This window comes from Clostridium sp. MF28 (assembly GCF_002969175.1).
GTDB classification, from domain to species: domain Bacteria; phylum Bacillota; class Clostridia; order Clostridiales; family Clostridiaceae; genus Clostridium; species Clostridium beijerinckii.
Map to the genome: position 1 here is coordinate 729,943 of NZ_CP014331.1, position 24,483 is coordinate 754,425.

At 30.1% G+C, this 24,483-nt stretch carries 21 protein-coding genes and 1 pseudogene; 1 reads left to right on the plus strand and 21 read right to left on the minus strand.

The window, feature by feature from the left end; all coding sequences use genetic code 11:
* Positions 1-85: 85 nt before the first annotated feature.
* The 19 genes and pseudogenes from AXY43_RS03070 to AXY43_RS03160 form a co-directional block, all read right to left on the minus strand.
* Positions 86-973 (minus strand): prenyltransferase, encoded by an 888-nt coding sequence (locus AXY43_RS03070; RefSeq protein ID WP_105410955.1) that lies wholly within the window; start codon positions 971-973, stop codon positions 86-88.
* A 299-nt stretch (positions 974-1,272) separates the two neighbouring features.
* Positions 1,273-2,973, minus strand: a complete 1,701-nt coding sequence (locus AXY43_RS03075; RefSeq protein ID WP_105410956.1) for an FAD-dependent oxidoreductase — start codon at positions 2,971-2,973, stop codon at positions 1,273-1,275.
* 339 nt (positions 2,974-3,312) lie between these two features.
* The gene (locus tag AXY43_RS03080; protein WP_171780782.1) at positions 3,313-4,179 is read right to left on the minus strand and encodes a 4Fe-4S binding protein; all 867 of its coding nucleotides are present in this window, start codon (positions 4,177-4,179) and stop codon (positions 3,313-3,315) included.
* Between the two features lie 121 nt (positions 4,180-4,300).
* Positions 4,301-5,119, minus strand: a complete 819-nt coding sequence (locus AXY43_RS03085) for a sulfite exporter TauE/SafE family protein (RefSeq protein WP_039771509.1) — start codon at positions 5,117-5,119, stop codon at positions 4,301-4,303.
* Between the two features lie 171 nt (positions 5,120-5,290).
* A pseudogene (locus AXY43_RS28715) lies at positions 5,291-5,379 on the minus strand (4Fe-4S binding protein); the annotation flags it as partial.
* A 392-nt stretch (positions 5,380-5,771) separates the two neighbouring features.
* Positions 5,772-6,554 carry a prolipoprotein diacylglyceryl transferase gene (gene lgt, locus AXY43_RS03095; RefSeq protein WP_077856268.1) on the minus strand — a complete coding sequence of 261 codons (783 nt, stop codon included), beginning with the start codon at positions 6,552-6,554 and terminating at the stop codon, positions 5,772-5,774.
* A gap of 4 nt (positions 6,555-6,558) precedes the next feature.
* Positions 6,559-7,707 carry an ROK family transcriptional regulator gene (locus tag AXY43_RS03100; protein WP_023975565.1) on the minus strand — a complete coding sequence of 383 codons (1,149 nt, stop codon included), beginning with the start codon at positions 7,705-7,707 and terminating at the stop codon, positions 6,559-6,561.
* Between the two features lie 213 nt (positions 7,708-7,920).
* The gene (locus tag AXY43_RS03105) at positions 7,921-9,255 is read right to left on the minus strand and encodes an amidohydrolase (RefSeq protein WP_023975566.1); all 1,335 of its coding nucleotides are present in this window, start codon (positions 9,253-9,255) and stop codon (positions 7,921-7,923) included.
* A gap of 175 nt (positions 9,256-9,430) precedes the next feature.
* The gene (locus tag AXY43_RS03110) at positions 9,431-10,276 is read right to left on the minus strand and encodes a MetQ/NlpA family ABC transporter substrate-binding protein (RefSeq protein ID WP_105410957.1); all 846 of its coding nucleotides are present in this window, start codon (positions 10,274-10,276) and stop codon (positions 9,431-9,433) included.
* A 124-nt stretch (positions 10,277-10,400) separates the two neighbouring features.
* Complete coding sequence (locus tag AXY43_RS03115) at positions 10,401-11,054, minus strand: methionine ABC transporter permease (protein WP_105410958.1); 654 nt, start codon at positions 11,052-11,054, stop codon at positions 10,401-10,403.
* The gene (locus AXY43_RS03120) at positions 11,051-12,073 is read right to left on the minus strand and encodes a methionine ABC transporter ATP-binding protein (protein WP_105410959.1); all 1,023 of its coding nucleotides are present in this window, start codon (positions 12,071-12,073) and stop codon (positions 11,051-11,053) included. Before AXY43_RS03120 ends, AXY43_RS03115 begins: the two co-directional genes overlap by 4 nt.
* Before the next feature lie 313 nt (positions 12,074-12,386).
* A complete protein-coding gene (gene hypE, locus AXY43_RS03125) occupies positions 12,387-13,388 on the minus strand; it encodes a hydrogenase expression/formation protein HypE (protein ID WP_023975570.1) in 1,002 nt (333 codons plus the stop codon).
* A complete protein-coding gene (gene hypD, locus AXY43_RS03130; RefSeq protein WP_023975571.1) occupies positions 13,389-14,468 on the minus strand; it encodes a hydrogenase formation protein HypD in 1,080 nt (359 codons plus the stop codon).
* Positions 14,465-14,692: a HypC/HybG/HupF family hydrogenase formation chaperone gene (locus AXY43_RS03135; protein ID WP_023975572.1), complete on the minus strand. Its 228-nt coding sequence runs from the start codon at positions 14,690-14,692 to the stop codon at positions 14,465-14,467. Before AXY43_RS03135 ends, hypD begins: the two co-directional genes overlap by 4 nt.
* Before the next feature lie 159 nt (positions 14,693-14,851).
* Entirely contained in the window at positions 14,852-17,152 is a 2,301-nt protein-coding gene (hypF, locus tag AXY43_RS03140) for a carbamoyltransferase HypF (RefSeq protein ID WP_105410960.1), read from the minus strand.
* 199 nt (positions 17,153-17,351) lie between these two features.
* The gene (locus AXY43_RS03145; protein WP_039771525.1) at positions 17,352-17,612 is read right to left on the minus strand and encodes a hypothetical protein; all 261 of its coding nucleotides are present in this window, start codon (positions 17,610-17,612) and stop codon (positions 17,352-17,354) included.
* 31 nt (positions 17,613-17,643) lie between these two features.
* Complete coding sequence (locus tag AXY43_RS03150) at positions 17,644-18,102, minus strand: hydrogenase maturation protease (protein WP_051144828.1); 459 nt, start codon at positions 18,100-18,102, stop codon at positions 17,644-17,646.
* 319 nt (positions 18,103-18,421) lie between these two features.
* Entirely contained in the window at positions 18,422-19,813 is a 1,392-nt protein-coding gene (locus tag AXY43_RS03155) for a nickel-dependent hydrogenase large subunit (protein WP_105410961.1), read from the minus strand.
* Positions 19,814-19,883: 70 nt separating this feature from the next.
* The gene (locus tag AXY43_RS03160) at positions 19,884-20,759 is read right to left on the minus strand and encodes a hydrogenase small subunit (RefSeq protein ID WP_105410962.1); all 876 of its coding nucleotides are present in this window, start codon (positions 20,757-20,759) and stop codon (positions 19,884-19,886) included.
* 444 nt (positions 20,760-21,203) lie between these two features.
* On the opposite strand from AXY43_RS03160, the gene hcp reads away from it, so the two are divergent.
* The gene (hcp, locus tag AXY43_RS03165) at positions 21,204-22,850 is read left to right on the plus strand and encodes a hydroxylamine reductase (protein WP_105410963.1); all 1,647 of its coding nucleotides are present in this window, start codon (positions 21,204-21,206) and stop codon (positions 22,848-22,850) included.
* Between the two features lie 115 nt (positions 22,851-22,965).
* Here the strand turns inward: hcp and AXY43_RS03170 are convergent, their stop codons facing one another.
* Positions 22,966-23,382 (minus strand): flavodoxin, encoded by a 417-nt coding sequence (locus AXY43_RS03170; protein WP_105410964.1) that lies wholly within the window; start codon positions 23,380-23,382, stop codon positions 22,966-22,968.
* A 190-nt stretch (positions 23,383-23,572) separates the two neighbouring features.
* Positions 23,573-24,286, minus strand: coding sequence for a Crp/Fnr family transcriptional regulator (locus tag AXY43_RS03175; RefSeq protein WP_039771532.1), 714 nt, complete (start codon positions 24,284-24,286; stop codon positions 23,573-23,575).
* Positions 24,287-24,483: the final 197 nt, after the last annotated feature.

Genomic DNA, 24,483 nt, shown 5'->3' on the forward strand with positions numbered 1-24,483 from the left:
TTGAACCTTTTGCATATTCATAGGATTTTTATAATTTCAAATCAGACAGAATCTAAATTTTAATACATTACATCATAATAATTTTTTACATTATAATTGCAATTATCAATCCAATAACTACGGCCAAATGATATTTTAGACCAACCTGTCCTATAAGTCCCATACTCCTACCTTTTGTTTTAGAACTTTTTTCATATGAAAGAAAACTCCTAATTGATTTATAGGGATATATTAAAATTACAGGTAATAACACGACAATGGGATAAATGCTCATTAACACTAAACAGACTGTTAGTACAAGTAACATTATTATATTAAAAACCCAAAGCTTATTTGCATTTTTTTTACCTATCATAATAGGCAGTGTTTTTCTTCCAGCTTCACTATCCTCTTCTATATCACTTAAATTATTTGTTAGTAATATAGTACTAATAAATAATACTGTAGGGACTGCAACCAAAATTGTATTTATATTAAATATGCCTGATTGAATATAAATCACTGTAGTAGTTATACCAATCCCCATAGTAACTCCAGATATAATCTCTCCAAATGGCGTATATGAAATAGGTAAAGGACCAAAAGCATATAAAATTGAGATAAGGCCTCCTATTACAGCGACTAGTAAAATGTAATAGCTTGTTTGGCTAGCTAAAAAAAGACCAATCATAAGAGCAATAAACTTATATAAGATTATTATAAATAATACTTGCTTAGATGTGATTTCACCACTAACTAGAGCTTTTTCATCTCCACTCTTATTACTGTCTGCTCCACGTTTATAGTCAAAGTAATCATTAATCATATTAGTAGCACTTTGAATCAATATCATAGCAATTGCTAATAATATAACATACAAAGCATTTAACTTTCCAAAAGCATACTTTGAATAAACTGAACCTAAAATTACAGGAACTAACCCTGCAGCAAGGGTTTTTATATCCATAAGTTTTATTATTGTTTTAAATCCCACTGATCTCTTCTCCTTATCAATATCTTTAATCTTTTTTATTTTATAATACAAAATATTTGTAAAGATTTTATGAAGAAGTCGATGATAGTAATACAAATTATATTTTAATTATCTTCTCTTTATATATTCATTTTACCGCTTAACTGTGGAGGAATTATGAAGATACCATATATCTAATTATTTTTTACATCTGCATTTAATAAAAGGTCCAAGTGCTATTCTTATTCAACACTTGAACCTTTTGAATATTATAATTTACTTACTTTTCCTTTTGCAACTAATAAATTAAATATTAAAAATCACTTAAAATTATATTCAGTAAGTATGCTTTCTCTATTCTTAGTTTGGTCGTTAAAATATTCGTAAAATGATAGTGCTAAGAAACTACCTGTAATATTATAAACATTATTAAAACCTAAGTTTTGTAGTGCTAATGTTGCATTATAACTTCTTTGACCAGTTCTACAATGTAAATATACTGGTTTATCTTTTGGTATCTCATTTATCCTTTGTCTAAGTTCACTTAATGGAATATTAATTGCGTTTTTAATATGCCCATTAGCATATTCTCCTCTTTCTCTAACGTCTATTATATAAGCATTATGTTCAACAAGTCCTCTGACTAGATCTATATTAACCTGCTTAAAATCGCCATTTAAAAGATTAGAACCAACATAACCAGCATAATTAACAACGTCTTTTGCTGTAGCAAATGGTGGTGCATAACATAATTCTAAATCTTTTAAGTCTTCTACTGTTCCACCAAACTTTATAGCAGTAGCAATTACATCAATTCTTTTTGTAACATCACCTTTACCTATAGCTTGAGCTCCTAAAATTTTTCCTGTTGGAACTTCATATAATAATTTTAAATGTACAGGCGATGAATTAGGCATTATTCCAACTTTATCTGTAAGTATTACCCTTACAACATCATATTGTATATTCATGTTGAGAACATTTATAAGTGCTTCATTTAACCCCGTTGATGCTCCATTATAATCAAAAACTTTTATAGCTGATGAACCTATATATCCCTTATTTAAGCCTTTCTTTCCATTTATATGATCTGCAACAGATCTTGCCTGCTTTTGAGCTGGGCCTGCAAGTGATAATTTCACATTGGAATGAGTTAATGAATTATAAACTTCTATGGCATCTCCTACCGCATATATACTATCATCATTAGTTTTGTAATTTGTATCTACTTTTATTGCTCCAGTTTCTCCAATATCTAACTCTGCTCCTTTTGCTAAGGCTGTTTCCGGTGATACTCCTATTGCCATTACAACAACCTTCGCACTAATTCTTTTGCCTGATGATAGTATCACCGTATCTTTTTCAAACTTTTCAACTTTATCTTCAACAATTAAATTTATACTATGATCATATAATTCTTTATGAAATATTTGAACCATATCATAATCAAAAGGTCTTAATATTTGGTCAGTTGCCTCTATTAGGGATACATTATAACCAGCATCTCTTAAGTTTTCTGCTGCTTCAACTCCTATATATCCACCACCAATAACTGCAATATCCTGTGTATAAATTGATTTAACATATTTATTTAACTTATCTATATCAACAACATTTCTTATTGTAAAAATATTCACTTCTTCAATTCCGGGAATATTAGGTACAATTGGCTTAGCCCCTGGAGATAATACTAACTTATCATAGTTTTCTTTATATGTTTCACCATTCTCTAAGTTTTTAACTGTTATATACTTCTCCTCTTTATTTATTGATAAAACCTCATTGTTCACCCTTGCTTTAATATTATATTGAACAAGAAATTTTTCAGGACTCATTAGAACCAACCTATCAGCCTCGTCTATTATTCCACTTAAGTGATATGGGAGTGAGCAATTTGAAAAAGATACATGAGGTCCTTTTTCAAACATTATTATTTCATCTTCTTCACTAAGTCTTCTAAGTCTTGCTGCGGCAGATGCTCCACCCGCAACTCCTCCAACTATTAATATTTTTTTCTTCATGACCATTTCCTCCTAACCTCAACTTATAATTTTAATATAAATCTCTATCAATTATGATTTTATACCTATTAAGCTCTATGTATTTTCTTTTTATACTTATTAGTATTCTGCTAATTAAGTTAATCACAATTAGTGAAAATTCTGTTAAGTTACCTTATGTCTATTTTCCACAATTACTTACCTATTTCCTTCTATGACTTTATTATATATAAATCTTTAGAAAATATAAGTGACATAGTCACATAAACAAATTATAACAAAAAAGAGAGATAAAACCAATTCATAGTCTTTCTCTCTATAACTAAGCTAAGGTTTATAAAGGACAACAAATAAAATGTCTTATTGTCTGCTTAATACTTCAGATATGAATTTTTCTTTTCCTACTCTATCCATTACTGTCGAGATTCTTTCTCCTTTTACTCCAATTTCTCTATAGCATTCCATAATCTTATCAACTACAAATACTATGTCTTTTTCTTTAAATATCTTTCCTAAAGAATCTCCTATTCTTATTCCTCGTCCAAATCTTCCACCAACAAAAATTTCTGCACCTTTTTCTTTAATACCAACTGCATTGGTTCTACATAGTCTAGAACATTCACCGCAACTTACACATAATTCTTCATGATATACTACTTTTCTATTTACTACCTCTAATGCTTTTTGCCTGCAACCTTTAACACAAATTCCACATCCAACACAGTTGTCCAAATTAAATTCTGGGATTGTCTTTCCCATTATTCCAATATCATTTATATTAGCTTTTGCACAATTATTTGCACAACCAACTATTCCTATTTTGCACTTATGAGGAGTATCTGTAGCAAAATATTTTTCCTCTAGTTCTCTGCAAATTGCCTGAGTATCAATGTTACCATGCAGACATACAGTTCCTTTGCATGCAACTAATGGCCTTATCTTTTGACCCGTTCCACCATGACGTAGTCCCAAAGATTTTGCTTCTTCCATTACTTTTTCTGCATCTTCATCTTTAATCCAAGGAACTTCAATTTGAAGTCTTGTTGTAAGTCCTGAATACCCTCGTCCATATTTTTTAGCAATCCCATTTATGTTGTTTAATTCTTCAACTGTAAAATTTCCTGCTCTACTTAAAAACCTTACTGCGTAATGTTCCCTATCATTTTGTAATAAAAAACCTAATGCCTTCATTTCTTTTTGTCTCTTCTCATTAACCATAATAATCATACATCTCCCTAACTATGAATTACTAATTCTTTCTCATTTTGTTTCAGTATAATAGATATATGATAATAAATATAATATAAATACCTAATGATAACCATTAAAATATTTAATGATTCAAGATTTAAAATGCCATAATAAATATTCTTACCCCTACAATAGCTAACGCAACTGCAAGACTTCTAATTATCGCTACTCCGTGAATCTTTTTTGAAAGCTTCGCACCTAACTGCGCTCCAAATAATACACCTATAGATAATGCAGCTGTTTGGATAAAGCTTGACTGAAGCACTCCATTGACTATATGAACCATAGTTCCTGATAATGACATTACTGCTAGAACAAAATGCGAAGTAGCAGTTGCAATATGAACGGGATAATTTAATATATTGACAAGTACTGGAACATGTATTATTCCTCCTCCTATGCCTAAAAAGCTAGACATAAAGCCAACAAAAATACTTACAACTATTCCAGTTACGGGATTATATGAAAATGTATGTTCTACCCCTTCAATATCTACCACTGTTCTTGTAATGTAGCCATTCTTAACTACCAAGCTATTTTCTACTTTCTCCTCCTTGGTCCTTAATATCAAAAATACAGATATAATAACCAATAACACACCGAATATCCCATTAAAAAGCTGCCTTGGTACGTATGATGTTATAACTGATCCTAATATTGAGCCAGGTAGTGTTGCTATTGCAAAAATTATTCCTGATTTATAATCAATACGTTTCATTCTAGAATAAGCAAAAGAGCCAGATAATGCATTAAAAAATACAACTGCTAGAGAAATACTAGTTATTGTATCTGGACTCTTATCTGGATATAACAATAATAAAATAGGTACCAATATAAAGCCTCCACCTGCACCTATTAGAGTTCCAAATGCTCCAACTAAAAATCCCAATGGGGTTAACCATAAAAATTGTATCAAATTTAAAACCTTCTTCCATAACAATTATGCATTATAATTAAACAAGTTTTTAAAATTTAAAAACTATTAATTATATTAATATAACTCTCCTATATTATACACTATCTTTTAACCATTTTGGATATAAGTTTTAAATTTTATATTTCAAAACACAATTTTGTGCTTAGTTCCTTACATTATAGTAATTTTATTATATCCAATTGCTTTTTTAGGCATTCAATAACACACTTTCCACATTGAATACAATCTGGATGGCTTAGTTTAAAAGGTAACTAATCACTTTCCAACTAAACTTCTAACCTTACTTGTTTGTCTCTTTTTATTTTATAAAATTGCTCTTCTATTATCAGTAACTTTATCACACAATAAAACTATGTATATGTTGCAATACACATTTCACAATTATGGCTGAAATTCTTGCAATATTTTTAGAATTGTGATGAAGAATTATTTTTGCGACATATATATTAATGCAAAAAAAGGTAAGCCGATATATCATTAAAATATCAGCTTACCTTTTACTTAACATTATTCTAACTTCATTAAATTATTTTAAAAATTTCAGTTATTAAACAAATCAAATGATATTTTATAACATTATAAAAAAGGAACCCTAAATTGAGCTCCTTTTTAACAAATAAAATTATAAATTTTACTCTTTATAAGTATTCTCCTTAGATTTGCTATTATAATAACTTGCAGCTATAAATATTATCCATACAATGACTCCTGCTAAACTTACCAATTGAGCCATTCTAAAACTTCCTATCATTAAACTATCTGTTCTCATTCCTTCAATTATGAATCTACCTATAGAATACAATCCTATGTATGTAAAAAATACTATTCCATTTTTTTTGCATTTTCTGAGCATAATCATCAGTATTATAAATATAGTTAAATTCCAGAGAGATTCATATAAAAAAGTAGGATTGTAATATAATCCATTTATATTCATCCCCTTTTGAATGAACATAGGAAAATGCTTAATAAATTCATAACTAACTACATCCCCATGTGCCTCTTGATTAAAGAAATTCCCCCATCTTCCTAGAGCCTGAGCTAAAATAATTGACGGTGCTGCCACATCTGCAAACTTAATAAAGCTTAATTTTTTAACTCTTGTATAAATTAATGCTGTTCCTAATGCAAAAATTAGCCCCCCATGGATCGCAAGTCCTCCATTTCTTATATTAAAAGCATTAATAATATTATCTTTATAGTTATCAAATTCAAATATTACATAATACAGTCTTGCACCTATTATACCAATTGGAATAGATAATAATACAATGTTTAGCAAATTATCATAATCAACTTCTCTCCACTTACAATTATATTGAGATATTAGTATTCCAAGCATAATACCTGTTGCAATTAATATCCCATACCACCTAATATCAAATCCTCCAATTGAAAATGCTACTGGATTCATAATTTCACTTCCTTATCTTCTCGTTTTGTATTTTTTGTATAACCATAGCACAAGCTCCTACAGCTATAGATTTATCTTCAAAATATCCACCCCTAATAAATTGAATATTATTATTTTTTATGTGACACTTCTGAAGAGCTATTTCTTTTGTAGTTTCATAAAACAACTTTGATTGTTGTATTAATGGGCCACTTAAAATTATAAGCTCTGGATTAAACAACTTAATATAATTTGAAAGTCCTATTCCAAAATATAAAGCCGAATCTTTTATAATACCCATAGCCTCTTCATTTTCTCTTTCCCCAAGGTTACAAACATCTATATAATTAATATCATTTAAATTTTTCTTTAACAAAGATGATTCATTTTCTTTTATTTCATCTATAAATTTTTTTGTTATATTTGATATTGATACATAACTTTCTATACATCCATAATTTCCGCAGGAACACAATTCCCCGTCAGCATCAACAACCATATGTCCAAATGCATCTTCTACGTTGTTAATAGTTCGAATTAGAACTCCAGATGATATGATCCCCGTTCTTATTCCTACACCGCAGTTAATATATGCAATATTCTTTTTACCTTTTCCAATCCCAAAGTTATATTCACCTATAACAGCTGCATTTGCACCATTATCTATACATATCATTGTATCAAATTCTCTTTTTAATTCATCTTTTAATTGATCTGAATTAAATCCACCAACTATTCCTATTCCAATTCCAACAATTGATGCTTTTTGTATTTTTAATTTCATATAACATTCTTTTATAACATTAGGTATAATTTCAGATATTGTATCCATATCATATTCATGGCTTAATAATTTTTCTTCTATTATTTTTAATTTCAAATTTGTTATAACTATTCTAGTATAAATTCTTGAAATATCAATTCCAATAATATAAAATTCACTATGATTAACATCATATAAACTAGGCTTTCTTCCCCCTGTAGATTTTCCAATATCACTTTCCACAATAATTTTTTCGTCAATTAATATTTTAAGATCTCTATTTAATGTAGTTAATTTTATCTTAGTTACGTTTGCCAATTCATTTTTAGCTATAGGACCATTTTCTTGTATGATTCGAAAGATATATCTACATCTATCATTTAATGATTCAAAACTTTTATATGCTTCCAAGAAACCCGCTCCCTTTCTCATATTAGTATATCATCTTTTAGCCATTATGGATATAAGTTTTAATTTAAGCATGTGGTTAAATTGTTATTTTTTTACTTGTTCCTTAATTCTAGTTCCAAATTATTATTTATGCTTACATATCTGTCTTTTAAGCATAAGGCACATTTAGTGAACAATATATTCTTGATTCACTAAATGTGCCTGCTATCGGGTTTATTCATTTTTATAATCACCCTTAAATATCTCATCAAAATTATCCATGTATTCTTTATATTCGTCAATAGTAAACTTAGGCTTAAACCCTTCCTTAATCTTTTTAGCTTCCTTTGCTTTTTCCTTTAGTAATCTATAGGCTGTTAAAGCCATGATTTTTGCAGTAGCAATATAAGCTATTTCATCATTTACTACTTTGAAATATTCTGAATGTAATCCGCCTTCAACTCCACCTGTAGTAAATTTTAATACTGGCATAATATGAGTCAAATCCCCAACATCACTAGAGCCTGCTGTATGTTTATTAGGATCAACTTCCTCAACCCTTCCATTAGGCAGTATTTCATGTGCTATTTCTAAAATTTCTTTTGACGGTCTTAAAGGTACTACTGGAAGATACCCTGGTGCCGTAATTATCTCTATTTCCGCTCCAACTGCTAAAGCACCAGACTTAAAGGCTCTATCCACCTTTCTGCTGGCATCTCTAATAGCTTCAACATTTTTTGCTCTGACTAGACTTTCAATTACTACTTCATCAGGAATTACATTCACTAATCCGCCTCCTTTGGTTATTATTGAATGAACCCTAACTGAATCTTCATCTTTAAAAGTTTCTCTTTGATATGCTATTGCATTCAAGCCCAGTGAACTTGCGTTTACAGCATTAATACCTAAGTGTGGTGTTCCTGCTGCATGAGATGCTTTTCCTTTATATTTTGTAACTTTCGATACAAAACCATTGCTTGTACTATCTCCTACTACAATATCAGCTCCTGTAGGATCAGAATGATGTACCACAGAAAGGTCTATATCATTAAATGCTCCAATTCTAATAAGCTCGCTTTTTCCTCCTCCATACTTAATTAAATTCCTTTCTTTTAAAGAAAGTTTAAATTCTACTTCACCATACTCTTCAGCGGGTACCGCAAAAAACACTACATTTCCATCTAATGAATTCTTTATTTCATCATCTGACAGTGCAAATGCCGCTCCTATGATTCCAGCCAATTGAGTATGATGACCGCATGCATGACAGGCTCCTGTTTTTTTATCAGCAAATGGGTTATCTGGTGATACAACAGCATCTAACTCACCAATTAATGCCACCTTTATCTCCTCTGAATTTTTCCTCTTTAAATACCCCTTTATACCAGTAATTGCAAGATTGGTTTCAATTTCTTCACTATTCTCTTTTAAAATTTTTAATACCTTTTCTGATGTTCTCTTTTCCTTATAGCCAAGCTCTGGATGCTTATATATATCTGTTGCAAAAGCAATAATTTTATCTCTATTTTTATCAATGATATCTATTATCTTTTTTTCAATTTCATTCATAATTATTCCCTCCTTTTATAATAGATCTACTAATCGTAATTTCATCGGTCTTTCAAGTTAGTAATATTCTATAATTTCATATTCAATAAATATATAGGCTACTCTTTAAAAAAAATTAATCAGAGTAACCTTTTAATATTAAATATCAATATATAATTGCTTATATAAAACTGTCTTACTTTATTTCATCTGGTATGAACCAGTAATTATTCTTATTGTGTTCTGCCATATAATCTTTGAACTCCTTAGATTTATATGCCTCTACTATATCATTTGCCCATTTACTATCCTTATTCTTTTCATCAACAACTACTTGAAGTTGTAATTCTTTACTAACATCTTCTGATAATAATGATTTTGAAGGATCTATTTTAGATGCGTAAACCATACTTCCAGGAAGTACTGCAAAGTCTATATCATCTAATGCACGTGGAATTTGTGCTGAATCCATTAGTGTTATATCAAGATTGTAAGTATTTTCACTTACATCATTTATAGTTAATGTTGTTGGATTTGCATCTTCCTTTAACTTAATCCATCCAGCTTTTTTTAGAAGTCTAAAAGCTCTTGCTGTATTTGATGGATCATTAGGAATTGCTACTTTTTGACCTTTAGCTACTTGGTCAATTAAAGTATGCTTATTCGAAAAAATTCCTGCTGGAACTGTTGGAATAGGAGTAATTGGAGTTAGCTTATTGTTAGTTTCTTTATTGAAATTATTTGCATATGCACTGTGTTGATCTACATTAAAATCAATACTTCCTTCTGTTAATGCCACATCAGCTTGTCTCAAATCAGAAAAATTCACTTCTTTAATTGTATAACCATTCTTCTCTAATATAGGCTTAACAGCGCTTGTAAATAGCTCACTATATGGTCCAGGAGATATTCCTATTGTTAAATCCTTCTTTTCCGTAGCTTTTGTATCAGTACTTCCACTGTTTCCGCATCCTGCTAACCCTAATGCAAACAAGCTTGTTGTTAAACCTATAATAATTTTAGTAACTATATTCTTTTTCATTTTTATTCTCCTAACTTATTGATTATTTAGTTCTATTTTTATATTTCCTATGGTTTCACTGGCATTTAAAGGTATAACCATTCTATTTATTCTTATAAATTTATAATAATTGGCATGCTATTTGTTAATGCCTTCTTACCTTTCTAGCTAATTTATTTCCAAAATTCTGAATAGATTGTACGAAAATTATCAATATTATTACAGTAATAAGAATTACTTTTGTATCAAATCTTTGATATCCATAAGAAATAGCTACATCACCTATTCCACCTGCTCCGATGGTTCCTGCCATTGCAGTTGCTCCGATTAATCCAATTGTTGCTGTTGTTAGCGATAATATTAAAGATCCCATTGCCTCCGGCAAAAGAAAGTGCCATATTATTTGTACTGGCGTTGCTCCCATTGACTCTGCTGCTTCAATTATTCCATCATTAACTTCCAGCAAAGAATTTTCTATAAGCCTTGCAATATAAGGAATTATATATATTATAAGTGGAACAATTGCTGCTTTAGTTCCAATTGAGGTCCCAACAATAAGTCTTGTAAATGGAACAATTGCTGCAAGCAAAATTATAAATGGTACTGAACGAACAATATTAATCACATTATTTAGTGCTGAATATACAGCCTTGTTTTTTATAATTCCTCCCTTATTAGTAATAACAAGTAATATTCCAAGTGGAATTCCCAAAAGTGAGCCAATCAAAAGCGACACACTTACCATTTGTAAAGTTTCAATAATAGCCTTAATAATCTGCGGTCCTGTTATTGTTGTCATATCAAAACCTCCTCAACTCCAACTTTTCTATCTTTCATATATTTATTAGCATTTTCTATATCTTCTTTTTCACCTTTTAATTCCACAATAAGATGCCCAAGTATATTCCCCTGTAATTCTGTAACATTAGCAAATAATATATTTGGCTGTACATTAAATTCACTACATGCTTCTGCAAGTATAGCCTTCTTTGAATTTTCACCTATAAATTTAAGTTTTAAGACTTTGCTATTCTCATCTTCACTATTAATTTCATCCAATATAACTTGTGGTACCTCGTCATGCACAACAGTCTTAACAAAATTCTTTGTCGTTTGTTCTTTAGGATTACCAAATACCTCCAATAGATTGCCTTGTTCAATAATTTCTCCATTTTCCATAACAGCTACTTTATTACAAACTTCTCTAATTACAGCCATTTCATGAGTAATCATTAAAATTGTTATATTATACTCTCTATTTATTTTCTTAAGCAGCTGCAATATAGATCCTGTAGTCTGAGGGTCTAATGCTGAAGTTGCCTCATCACATAAAAGTATTAATGGATTAGTAGCAAGTGCTCTCGCTATACCAATTCTTTGCTTTTGACCTCCTGATAATTCACTAGGATAAGCTTTAGCTTTATCCTCAAGTCCAACAAACTCTAATAGTTCATTTACCCTGCTTTCAATTTCATCCTTTGTTCTATGATTTAATACAAGAGGAATAGCAATATTTTCAAAAACATTCTTAGACTCAAGTAAATTAAAATGTTGAAATATCATTCCTATCTGTTTCCTAACCTCACGAAGTTCTTTAGTTGTAAGCTTTCCCAAATTTTTATTATCAACAATCACTTCGCCTGAAGTAGGTTGTTCTAAGTAATTTACCATCCTTATTAACGTACTTTTTCCCGCTCCGCTAAATCCAATAACGCCAAAAATATCTCCTTTATCAACTTGTAAATTGACGCCCTTTAAAGCCTCTACTTTTACGCCCTTTTTATTAAATATTTTTTGTATATTTTTCAACTCTATCATTAAAAGTCCTCCCTTTATATATAATAAAAAGACTTTATTACATATTCCCTATAGGGTTAGTGTGTTTTGTTGTTTTTAATTCTAACCATTTTTATCTGAATTGTCAATATAATTTTTCATATTTTTTACTTTTCACCATAAAATATCATAATAATAAATAATATACATATACTTTTATACAAACCCATTAAAGCAAAATATAGAAACAAGTAAAACTGCTATAAATAATATTAATTATCTATAGCAGTTTTACTCCATATTATCATATTTACAAAATTAAAATCATTATTATGTTATTTCTTATTTACGCACCTTAGCATATTCTAGGCAACATACTTCCCTCTAAAGACGATAATAATCTCTTTCCACCAAATCCGTTTTCTATAAATATGTTCTGATTAGACTCTTTAACAAATTCACCTATAATTCTAGCTCCTTTTCCTTGATCAAGTGAGTGAATTATATCTAATACTTTTTCAGCTTCGGTTTCTTTAACAACTAGTACCATTCTCCCCTCACACGCCATATATAATGGATCTAATCCTAAAAGATTATTTATAGCCTTAACGCTTTCACTAATCGGAATTTCCTTTTCTATTAGGTGTATTCCAAGTTTACAAAGTGAAGAAAATTCATGCAATACAGTGGCTAATCCGCCTCGAGTTGCATCCCTCATTATTTTTATAGAAGGAAACTGTTCCTTAAGTTCTTCTATAAAAGGAAATAGTGGTGCACAATCACTTTTATAGTCTCCTTTGACTTTTAAGTTATATCTCTCTACTGCAATTGTTGTTCCATGCTCACCAATTCCCCCAGTTACTATAATTTTATCTCCTTCTTCAATAGGTTTTACTTCATATCCGTTAATTATATATCCGATTCCGCTAGTATTAATGAATATTCCATCTACACTTCCTCTTTCAACTACCTTTGTATCTCCTGTTACTATCTTAGCTCCACATTCTAAACAAGTTTGCCCCATAGAATTAACAATTTCTTCAAGGCTTTGCATTGAAAATCCTTCTTCAATTATAAAACTCGAACTTAAACAAAAGGGCTTTGCTCCAGATACAGCTAAATCATTAATAGTACCACAAACTGCAAGCTTTCCTATGTTTCCCCCAGGAAAAAACAGTGGCTTTACCACAAAAGAATCTGTAGTAAAAGCCATTTTTCCTTGTACTGCTGTAAATGTTGCTGAGTCTTGTTCTTGTAAAAGAATATTGTTATTAAAATATTTGTAAAAAAGCTGCTCAATTAATATTTTTGTATGCTTTCCTCCATCACCATGAATAAGCTTAATCATTTCATTCATTTATTTCACTCCCCCATACTTATAAAAAATAGAGCAAGATCCCTCCGTAGATACCATACAAGGTCCTATTGGATGCTCTGGTGTACAACCTTTTCCAAAAAGCTCGCATTTATTAGGTAATTTCTTCCCCAATAAAATTTCACTGCATGCACAAGTTCTAATATAGTTTTTCTCAGAAGTCTTACTTAAATTTATTCCAAATCTTTCAGAAGCATCATACTTTTTATATTTCTCCCTCAAAGTAAATCCAGAATCTTTAATAACTCCTATTCCTCTCCATTCATGTTCGCAATATGTGAATACTTTACTCATTAATTCATTTGCTCTTTTGTTTCCTTCTTGGCTTACACAAGTTTTATATAGATTTTCGAAACTTTTTTCAGTTTTATTTTGTTCTTTCGTTAAAAAATATAAAGCACTAGCAATATCTAGAGCTTCAAAACCTGCAATTACTGCCGGAATATTATATTCCTCTACAATAAATTTAAAATAATCTGATCCCTTTACTGCTGCTACATGCCCTGGACACATTAATCCATTTATATTGTGATTAGGCTGCTTAAGTATGTAATGGAGTATTGGCTCCATTCTTTTCATTCCTATTAAAAATGAAATATTTCTTATATTTTTTTCCTGTGCTATCTTTACAGCTAAAGCAATTATGGGAGTTGTAGTTTCAAAGCCTACTCCAAGAAAAACTATTTCCTTATCTTTATTTTCTTCTGCAAGTGCTATTGAATCTAAAGGTGAATATAATATTTTAATATCTTTTCCTTTTTCTCTTTGCTTAATTAAATTCTCTCTACTTCCATTTACTTTAATCATATCTCCAAAAGTACTTAAAATCACATTTGAATTCTTAAGTAATTCTATAGCTGCATCTATATAATCTTCTGGAGTAACACAAACTGGACATCCTGGTCCTGACAGTAAATTTATATTAGGATTAACCAATTGTCTAATTCCAAGTTTTGAAAGTGCCTGAGTATGAGTTCCACAAACTTCCATGACATTAAACTTTTTGACTTGAGACTTTTGAATTTCATTAAGAATATTTTTAATCAAAATTTCTTTATTCATACTTTTTCCTCGCTATTAAGTATTGATTGAAATATACTTTGTAATTCTTCAAAATAATCCTTGTCAATCTTTTGAATAGCACAGCCTGCATGAACTAAAACATAATCTCCCACTTTTAGTTCTTCAATAAGCTGAATATTAATTCTACTCTCTAATCCCATAATATCCATTATTGCACTATAGTTATCTATGCTTCTAACTTGTGCTGGAATTGCAAGACACATAAACTTACCTTCCTTCTTTATTCACACTTATAAAAATCGTAAATCAATCTGACAACCTATTTTTCTAACATAGCATTAGTAGATTAACTTAGTAAATACAATATGAATTCACTTTGCTTCTTAGTCTTATGAAAAATATACATAACAAATTTAAATATATTATTTCTTTTCAATAATTGCATTTGCCACATGGAGCTGGCCAAAAGAAATTCCCTCATCATTAGTTGGGATTTGTTCATTATAAAACACTTTAAATCCTTGCTTAATCAGATTTATATATATTCCTTTTAAAAGATAATGGTTTTCAAAAACACCACCACTAAGAACAACTTTATCTATATGCTCCTTTTCTCTAAGCTTACAAACTAAATCACATGAAGCTTTAATAAGTGAGTTGTGAAATTTAGACGATATCTTAGAAATCAATTCCTTTTTCTGAATATCCCCCAAGATTCCTTTAATAATGCTTTTGTATTGAATATTAAAAATACCATTTGCCTCTTTAATATCCCATAAATAACTTTCTTTAATTTTATAATCAATAATATTTTCTAATTCTATTGCTGCCTGTCCGTCATAAGATATACTGTTTCTGATTCCGCATAAGGCTGCTACTGCATCAAACAATCTTCCAACACTTGAAGATAAAAAACAATTTATTTTTGAATCTAAAGCTTGTTTAACTACTTTAATTTTTTCATTATCTACTCCTTGAATTATTTTTTCTGGATCATAACCTAAAGCATATAAATAACTTGAAGCACATCTCCAAGGTTCTTTTATAGCTTGTTCTCCTCCTTGGAGATTTACATATTTCAATTGCCCTGCTCTTTTAAATACTCTTCGATTTCCAACCAAAAATTCGCCACCCCATATTGATCCATCAAGTCCAAATCCAGTACCATCAAATATAATTCCAATTACAGAATCATAAATAGAATGTTCAGCCATGCAGCTAACCATATGAGCATGATGATGCTGTACTTCTATTTTTCTCATTTTCTTTTCCTTTGCATATTTAGTACTTGAGTATGCTGGATGCATATCGCATGCCAATACTTCTTCATTAATATCAAATAAATTGCAAAAATGTTTTAGTACATATTTAAAATTCTTATAACAATTAAATTCTCCTAAATCACCTAAATACTGACTTAAATATGCGTATCCATTTTTAGAAACACAAATAGTACTTTTCTGCTGCCCTCCAACTGCTATAATATCATTTTCAACTCCTGTTTTTAATGAATAAGGCCTATATCCTCTTGCACCACGAATAACCTTTTCTACTTCCCCTATGACTTTTACAACAGAATCATCAACTTGGACGTAAATCTCCCTGTCATTCATCAGAAAATAATCTGCCACTGTATTTAAATGTTTTAGTGCTTCTTCATTTTTATATTCCATTGGCATGCTACTTATATTTCCACTAGTCATAACTAAAAGATCTAACTTTTCATTAAATAATAGATAATGAAGGGGAGTATACGGAAGCATTACTCCTAAACTATTCTGCTTTGGTGCTATAGCCTCTGGTAATACAAAAGGATATTTCTTCTTTAAAATTACAATAGGTCTCTTATTACTGATTATTACTTCCTCTTCTTTATCAGATATATAGCAAATCCCTTTAACAATTCCAATATCCTTTGCCATCAAAGCTAATGGTTTATCTTTCCTTTGTTTTCTACTTCTAAGCAAATTAATAGCTTGCTCATTTCTTCCATCACAAACCAGATGAAATCCTCCGATTCCCTTAATCGCCAATATTTTTCCTTCCTCAATAAGTGAAATAGTTTCTTTAATAGGATCTTCACACTTAATTTGTTCTCCATGATTATTTGTTAAAAAGAGTTTAGGTCCACAATTTTCACAGCAATTTGGTTGCGCGTGAAATCTCCTACTGAGTGGATTTTCATATTCGTCTTTACATTCCTCGCACATATAAAATTCTTTCATAGTAGTATTCTGTCTGTCATATGGCAAAGCCTTGATAATTGAATACCTAGGTCCACACTGAGTGCAATTTGTGAAAGCATATTTATAACGAAGGTTTCCTTTACTTCGAATATCTTCTAAACATTCATCACAAACTGCTATATCAGGTGAAACAAATCTCATTTCATTATTTTGTTTAGTACTTTCCCTAATAACAAATTTTTGATCAATGTTTTCTTTAATTATAAATTTGTTTTCGCTGGAATATGGAGTAGTACTTAAATCGTTTTTAATTAACGTACATTGAACCTTTTCTATTCTTGCAATACTGGGAGGTCTTTTTATAACATTAAACATAAACCGTTTTATGTTTTCCCTCTCACCTAAACAGTCAATTACTACGGCACCACCTATATTTTGAACAGATCCACGAATTTTAAAGTCCCTTGCCTTTTCATATACAAATGGACGGAATCCTACCCCTTGAACAATTCCGTAAATTTTTACTATATATCTCATATATTAAAGACCTTCTCTATTTATATGTTATGAGCTATCGCATTAAGTAATTTTCATTATATATACTGTTTTGTATACAAAAAGGCAAACTCAATATATTGTATAATGCATTACTAGAGTGACAGACCCTTGTTCTGATTTTCACCCTGATCCTATCTAACGATATATTGGGATAATATCGAGTTTCCAATATAGACTTCTAATTTTCATTTTGTTCGCCTTGAATGCTTTTAAGAATTGCTGTTTGATCCTGTATATCTTCCCTCTGTACATTAACTTTTGTCCATTTTCCAACTAACTTTGAATTAAAATTCTGAAGATGTTCATAAAGATTCTCCTCATTAACATGACTTCTGTGATTTACAATAACAGTGAATGTTTTAACTTTATTAATATTATTAGTTTCACATATATTCTTTAATTCTTCTGAAATCTTACTTAATAAAATAGTATCATGCATATTTTTCACTATCCCTTCATTTATTTTTTGACTATAAATTAAGTATATTTATTTCTATTTCATCCAAAATTTTTTTAGAAATTCCTTCCAATTTATCTTGTAATTCTTCGCTCAATCCCAAGCCAATTCCAACATCATTAACTTCAATTCCATAAATTTGCCCTTTAGCACCAGGATAAAAAAGTTTTAATAAATCCAAGAAATTATAACTATGCTGGGAATATCCCTTTTTCTTAGAAACAAAATCATCTAACTGAAAACAAGTGATTTCACCTGGACTCTTTCCATAATATGCAGCATCTAAAATAAATATATAGTCATCTTCTTTTACACTGGCAATACTGTATTGAACATCGGTTTCTCCATAAATAACTTTAATATTCTTTTCTAAAAGCTTCTTTTCTATCTTTTTTGCTACTTCAATTCCTATACCATCATCCCTCATTAAAACATTTCCAATCGCAATCACTTTAATATTAGAGTTTACCATAATATATATTTCTCCACTTTCTATAGATAAACGAATTTCGATCCAAATTTGTACTTTAAAATGTATTCCACACTAGAAAGAATGAATACTCTTTTGTGTAGTGTTTCATCTGAGAATATCGCTGTAGGTATTTCTTTAGCAGAAGTTGTTCCTGTTGCTTGTCATGAGCTTCCCTCAGGAGCATGCAACAGTGGGTGCAACTTCTGCTATTAGAAATCCACAGCTGTATTCTCCAGTAACCGAAACAACAGAGTATTCATTCTTCCGGCGAGTTATCACATAAGTATGATTTTTAACTTGTTTATCTATGCATATATTTTTACACCAAAACCTCTACTATTTCTGTATCACCTGCTGATCCAATCAAATGAGTTGCACAAGATACACATGGATCAAATGATCTTACAATACGACCGATTTCTATAGGCTCTCTAATATTGTTTAACTTAGTTCCAATCAAGGCTCCTTCTATAGTTCCAGGAAGATTTGATTCATCCTTAGGTGATAAATTCCATACGGTTGGTGTTATGATATTATAATGATTAATAACATTTTTATCTATTTCAATCCAATGACCGAGAGCACCTCTAGTAGTATCAGTTAAGCCTGCACCATAAGCTTTTTCTGGAATATTATAAGTTTTTTGATTATTAGGTCTTAGTTCTACTCTTTCAATAAGCTTATTCATTATTCCTATAATCTTTTCTGTTTCCAATACCCTTGCTATATTTCTATCCATACATGAATGTCCATTTGTGTATTGTCCACTCACTATTAACCTTGCTAAAGGACCAACTTCCATAGGAAGTCCTAAATAACGGGGAGCTTTTATAAAAGTGTACGCATCTAATTTAGATAAATCTACTTCTTCCAGCCCTTCGTCCTTTTTATACCACGAATAATGGATTTGCTCTGTGATTTTATCTGTTTCCAAAGGATATTTTACATTATCCTTCATTACTCCTGACTTAACATAAGTAATCTCAGGATCTTCATATTTATCAAATACTCCATAAGTCATAAAATATGGATAAGATTGTCCTTTTTTTAAATAGTCAGAGTAATATTTAGAAATTATCTCTACATCTTCTTTCATTATATTTTTTACAAAAGATTCTATTTTTCTAATAATACTTTTTACTTTTTCTAGTTTATACGCATCTATATTCACCGTAACTCCACCTACAAAAATACCATGGTTATGAGGAGCTTTTCCTCCTAGAAGTGCTAATCCTTCATGAGCTAATCTACTGAGTTCAATACTTTTTACATAATCCTCTTCTATTTTTTTGTTTATTTTATCTGGTAGTCTATAATCAGTATATTGTTGTTCTTCTATTAATTTTATGTTTGATATTTTTACATAACTTGGCATAGACAGAAGATAAAAATGTCTTAAATGGTTTTGTATAAATTCAAAGCCATGTAAAATATCTCGAATATAATTATCATTTAAACTAACTGTTACTTTTAATGCATCTTCTAACGCTAAAGTAGAAGCCATTGAATGAGCAGTAGAGCATATTCCACAAATTCTCTCTGTAAAATATACAGCATCTAAAGGTGATCTTCCTATTAACATTTTTTCGAATCCCCTAAAGAGTAGTCCACTTGCATTTGCTTTAGCAATTGTATTCCCTTCTACTTCTGCTTTTATTTCCAAAAAACCACTGATTCTTGTTACCGGATCTATAGTTATTGTTTTGCCCATAACTCCTCCTTGTGGTACATGAAATAAAACAATTGATCAGTATACTTGTCCACTATTTTATTTCATGTGCCTAATACTTTACAAAAGGTTCCATTCCATCTGGGAATTGCGCATTTGCACACCCAATACAATTTGTATTATCTCCAATAGGCCAGTTAACGTATCCATTCCATTTTCTCCTTGGGCAATCAGTTTTTGTGACAGGCCCTCTACATCCTAGTTTGATCATGCAGCCTTCATCTCCAAACTTTTGTGCAAATATACCTTGATCAAAAAATCCTCGCCTCGTACAATTATCATGAATTGTAACTCCATAGAAAAGTAATGGTCTTCCCTCACTATCTAATGCAGGTACACCATAACCAATCAAATGTGCTAAAGTTCCTACTACCCAATCTGGATGGCAAGGACAACCTGGTAGTTTAATAACTTCACGATTTAAAACTTCCTGTACACTTTTACTTTCTGAAGGGTTTGGTTTTGCAGCTGATATTCCCCCATGAGAGGCGCAAGTTCCTACTGCTACAACATATTTCGCTTTTCCGCCAGCTAATTGTATTGCATCTAATGCTGTGATATTTGTCCCATTATAATTTGCTACAATGTTATAACGCCCATTTTCTTTTGTTGAAACTGCCCCATCCACTAATAATATAAACTCTGTATCTTGTGTTTCTAAAAACTTTTCAAAAGCAAGCTGCCCTTCTAATCCCATAAGTGTGTTGTTATAAGTAAAATTCAACATGTCAGTTAAAATATCATAAAGCCCAGGATTTTCACTATTAAGTAAGGAAATTATATTTCCTGAACATCCTGTCACTTCAAGCCATATAGCATTCATCTTTTTAGACTTTTTATCTTTTAGCATTCCTACAACATCGTTTGCAAGTCTCTTTGACGTATGAATCTTAGCTTTTGTAAGTGGACATACTTTTCCACTAGTCAATTTAATTCCTCCATAATTTATTACTTCTTTCAACTTATTAAAAAATTAGAACTTTTCATTTTCTATAATAATTATCATTAATATAAGCTAAATTATGTACTGGTTTTAGATTGCAAATGCGTTCAATCATTTCTACAGCTAAAGTATATGATTATAATAATTTAAAAATGCTATACTCTATTTCCAATCCTTAACTTTATAAGATTTAATTCCTTTCGATAGTATTATTATTTAAATAAATAACTTCGGAATTTCTCCTAGAAGAATCAGCAAAACATCACACATTTTTTAAATTGTAATCAAAATTTTGACAAAAATTCGTTATTTATTGTGGTTATTTTTACATTTTTATGAAAATTATATTATTATATTTTATTTTTATCCAATTTATTGTATAATATATCCGTAGCATTATATTATGTAAATATGAGAGGAGTTTTTATTATGGTAGAAAAAATGTTTTGTTATCAATGTGAACAAACTGCTGGGGGTAAGGGATGTACTAAAATAGGTGTGTGTGGTAAAACACCTGAAATTGCAGCAATGCAAGATTTATTGATTTATCAATTAAAAGGAATAAGTGTTTACGCAAAAGAACTTTTAAATAAAAATGAAAAGGTTGACACATCGGTAGCCTCTTTTGTTGAAGATTCTTTATTTATGACATTAACTAATGTTAATTTTGACCCTAAGGCTCACCTTATTCAACTTAAAAAGTCTCAAGAAATTAAAGAGTCTTTAAGAGCAAAGGTTAAATCTGAAAATATCACCTCTCCTGAAGCGCTGTACAACCTAAGTGATTCTAAAGAATCTATACTTGAAGATGCTGAAAAAGCTGGAATAATGTACGATGAAAACTTAGATCCAGATATTCGTTCTCTTAGAGAAACTATAAAATATGGTTTAAAAGGAATCGCTGCTTATTCTCATCAAGCTAGATTTATAAAATATACTAGCGATGAAGTAAATGACTTCTATTTTAAGGCTTTAGCAGCTTTAGCTGATGATAGTTTAAATCTTGAAGATTTGATTAAACTTGCAATGGAAACAGGTACTATGAGTGTTAAGATTATGGAAGTTTTAGATAATGCTAATAATACTACTTATAGTTCTCCATCACCTACAAAAGTTAATGTAAATATTAAAAAAGGTCCATTCATAGTAGTTTCTGGACATGATTTAAGAGATCTAGAAATGTTACTTGAGCAAACTGAGGGTAAAGGAATAAATATTTATACTCATGGCGAAATGTTACCTTCACATGGATATCCTGAATTAAACAAATATCCTCATTTAGTGGGTAATTTCGGAAGTGCATGGCAAAATCAACAAAAAGAATTTGATAATATACCTGGTTGTATTTTAATGACAACAAACTGCTTAATGAGACCAAAAGATTCTTATATAGATAGAATATTCTCAACAAGTGTTGTTGGATTTGATGGTATTAAACATATTGAAAAAGATGAAAATGGATATAAGGATTTCTCTGAAATAATAAATAAAGCACTTGAACTTGGTGGTTTCACAGAAGACGAAGAAGTTAAAGAAATTTTAGTAGGCTTTGGGCATAAGGCAACCTTAGGTCATGCTGAAACAATTATTAATGCAGTTAAAGACGGAAAAGTTAAGCACTTCTTCTTAATTGGTGGATGTGATGGTGCAAAGCCTGGAAGAAATTATTATACAGAGTTTGCTGAAAAAATTCCAAGTGACTGTATTATTCTTACTTTAGCGTGTGGAAAATATCGTTTCAACAAATTACAATTTGGTGAAGTTGCAGGACTTCCAAGATTGCTTGATGTTGGACAATGTAATGATGCATACTCAGCAGTTAGAATAGCTTTAGCTTTAGCTGATGCATTTAACTGTACAGTTAATGATTTACCTTTATCAATAGTATTGTCTTGGTATGAACAAAAAGCTGTATGTGATTTACTAGCATTACTTTCATTAGGCGTAAAAGGAATGTATATCGGGCCAAGCTTACCTGCTTTCTTAACTCCTAATGTATTAAATTTCTTAGTTGATAATTTCGATCTTAAACCAATCAGTACTCCTGATGAGGATTTAAAACAAATATTAGGCTAAACTTTGAAGTTGGACAATAAATTGTTCTATTGTAAAATGCATAAAACCACTGTATAAAATTAAAAGCCATGCAATAAGTGAGATAAATCTCCTTATTGCATGGTTTTTGTTATTCCTATTTTGCTATTAATTTTCCAAAATCTCTGCATTTGTCTTCATCTTCACCTTCAGGAGATTCCTGCACGGTTAAACCTTCGCTTATTAATATAGCACCATATGACTCCATTCTCTTTTCCCATTCTGTCATCCATTCACCATTGCCCCATCCCCATGAACCAAAAAGAGCAACTTTCTTTCCTTGCAAACTTCCTTCTAATGATTTAACAAAAGGTTCCATTTCACTTTCATCTAATTCTTCTGATCCATAAGCTGAGCATCCTAAAATAAGTATTTCTTCATTATTAACATCATCAAGTGTTGTATTTGATACTTCAACTAATTCGGCTTTCTTCCCCTCTGATTCTATTCCTTCTAGAATTAAGTTTGCCATTTTTTCTGTATTTCCTGTTTGACTAAAATATACAATTTTCATATAACTTCCTCCAATCACTTTTCTCCTAAAAATTTATTTTTTATCTATTTCTTGATATAAGTATAACTTTATTAATTTAAATAAAATGTGATTGAAATCAAATCAAGAAAAAATCTGATATACGCAAGTTTGAATCTATATAAAAATAAATATTCATTATTACATTAATAAGCAATAATGAATATTTATTTTATATATAGTTCTTCAAGCCTTCTTCATCTATAATGATTATTGTTTTTGTTCCTATTATTTTTATTAGATTTTCATCTTCTAATTTCTTTAATTTCCTGCTTATGGTCTCCCTCGTCACCCCAATATAACTCGCCATATCTTCCCTTGATATGGGTAGTTTTACAGAAATATTACCTTCAACATTTTCTCCATACTTCTCCATAAGCTCTATAATTAAATAAGCCATTCTTGAGTCAACATCGTTAGTTGCTAAATTCTGAACAAGATTTTCAACTTTTGATAATCTCTCTCCTACTGTTTCTAATACCTTTATTCCAATCTCAGGATTCTTCATCATTATATCTTTCATTTCCTCCTTAGTAAGAGTACATATTTTAGCATCCTCTATAGCTTTAGAATTAAATCCATATTTAGATGGTTTTATAAGTTCTAATTCCCCAAAGAAATCTCCTTCTGAAAGTATATGTAGTATCTGTTCCTTACCATCCTTAGTATATTTATATAATTTTATTTTTCCTTCATTTATAAAATAAAGTGTATTAGCTATATTACCTTCAGTAAAAATAACATCGCCTTTACTGAATTCTTTATGATTAATTTTATTTACAATCTCCACTAATTCGTCTCTATTTAAATTTTCAAATATTGGAACCTTACTAGCACAAAGTCCTCCCCTACAATTATTGCAGCAATTACCACAGTGAATATTCATAACAAATCCTCCTATCTATAAGATATATCTACAAATACTATCTTACTTTAAGTTGTGTCCCGTGTATATTTAATTCTAACTAAAACCACTCAAGTAATATTCTCCTTAGTATCATTATAATAAAAAACTCATGAAAACTTAATCTTAATATTTTGATTTGAATCATATTTTTATAATTGATATGGATATAAAATAAA

Bases quoted from the DNA above. Each gene is read 5' to 3' on its own strand.
- AXY43_RS03075 (WP_105410956.1), bottom strand. From the start codon at position 2,973: ATGAAGAAAAAAATATTAATAGTTGGAGGAGTTGCGGGTGGAGCATCT.
- AXY43_RS03080 (WP_171780782.1), bottom strand. From the start codon at position 4,179: ATGATTATTATGGTTAATGAGAAGAGACAAAAAGAAATGAAGGCATTA.
- lgt (WP_077856268.1), bottom strand. From the start codon at position 6,554: ATGAATCCAGTAGCATTTTCAATTGGAGGATTTGATATTAGGTGGTAT.
- AXY43_RS03105 (WP_023975566.1), bottom strand. From the start codon at position 9,255: ATGAATGAAATTGAAAAAAAGATAATAGATATCATTGATAAAAATAGA.
- AXY43_RS03110 (WP_105410957.1), bottom strand. From the start codon at position 10,276: ATGAAAAAGAATATAGTTACTAAAATTATTATAGGTTTAACAACAAGC.
- AXY43_RS03115 (WP_105410958.1), bottom strand. From the start codon at position 11,054: ATGACAACAATAACAGGACCGCAGATTATTAAGGCTATTATTGAAACT.
- AXY43_RS03120 (WP_105410959.1), bottom strand. From the start codon at position 12,073: ATGATAGAGTTGAAAAATATACAAAAAATATTTAATAAAAAGGGCGTA.
- hypE (WP_023975570.1), bottom strand. From the start codon at position 13,388: ATGAATGAAATGATTAAGCTTATTCATGGTGATGGAGGAAAGCATACA.
- hypD (WP_023975571.1), bottom strand. From the start codon at position 14,468: ATGAATAAAGAAATTTTGATTAAAAATATTCTTAATGAAATTCAAAAG.
- AXY43_RS03135 (WP_023975572.1), bottom strand. From the start codon at position 14,692: ATGTGTCTTGCAATTCCAGCACAAGTTAGAAGCATAGATAACTATAGT.
- hypF (WP_105410960.1), bottom strand. From the start codon at position 17,152: ATGAGATATATAGTAAAAATTTACGGAATTGTTCAAGGGGTAGGATTC.
- AXY43_RS03145 (WP_039771525.1), bottom strand. From the start codon at position 17,612: ATGCATGATACTATTTTATTAAGTAAGATTTCAGAAGAATTAAAGAAT.
- AXY43_RS03150 (WP_051144828.1), bottom strand. From the start codon at position 18,102: ATGGTAAACTCTAATATTAAAGTGATTGCGATTGGAAATGTTTTAATG.
- AXY43_RS03155 (WP_105410961.1), bottom strand. From the start codon at position 19,813: ATGGGCAAAACAATAACTATAGATCCGGTAACAAGAATCAGTGGTTTT.
- hcp (WP_105410963.1), top strand. From the start codon at position 21,204: ATGGTAGAAAAAATGTTTTGTTATCAATGTGAACAAACTGCTGGGGGT.
- AXY43_RS03170 (WP_105410964.1), bottom strand. From the start codon at position 23,382: ATGAAAATTGTATATTTTAGTCAAACAGGAAATACAGAAAAAATGGCA.
- AXY43_RS03175 (WP_039771532.1), bottom strand. From the start codon at position 24,286: ATGAATATTCACTGTGGTAATTGCTGCAATAATTGTAGGGGAGGACTT.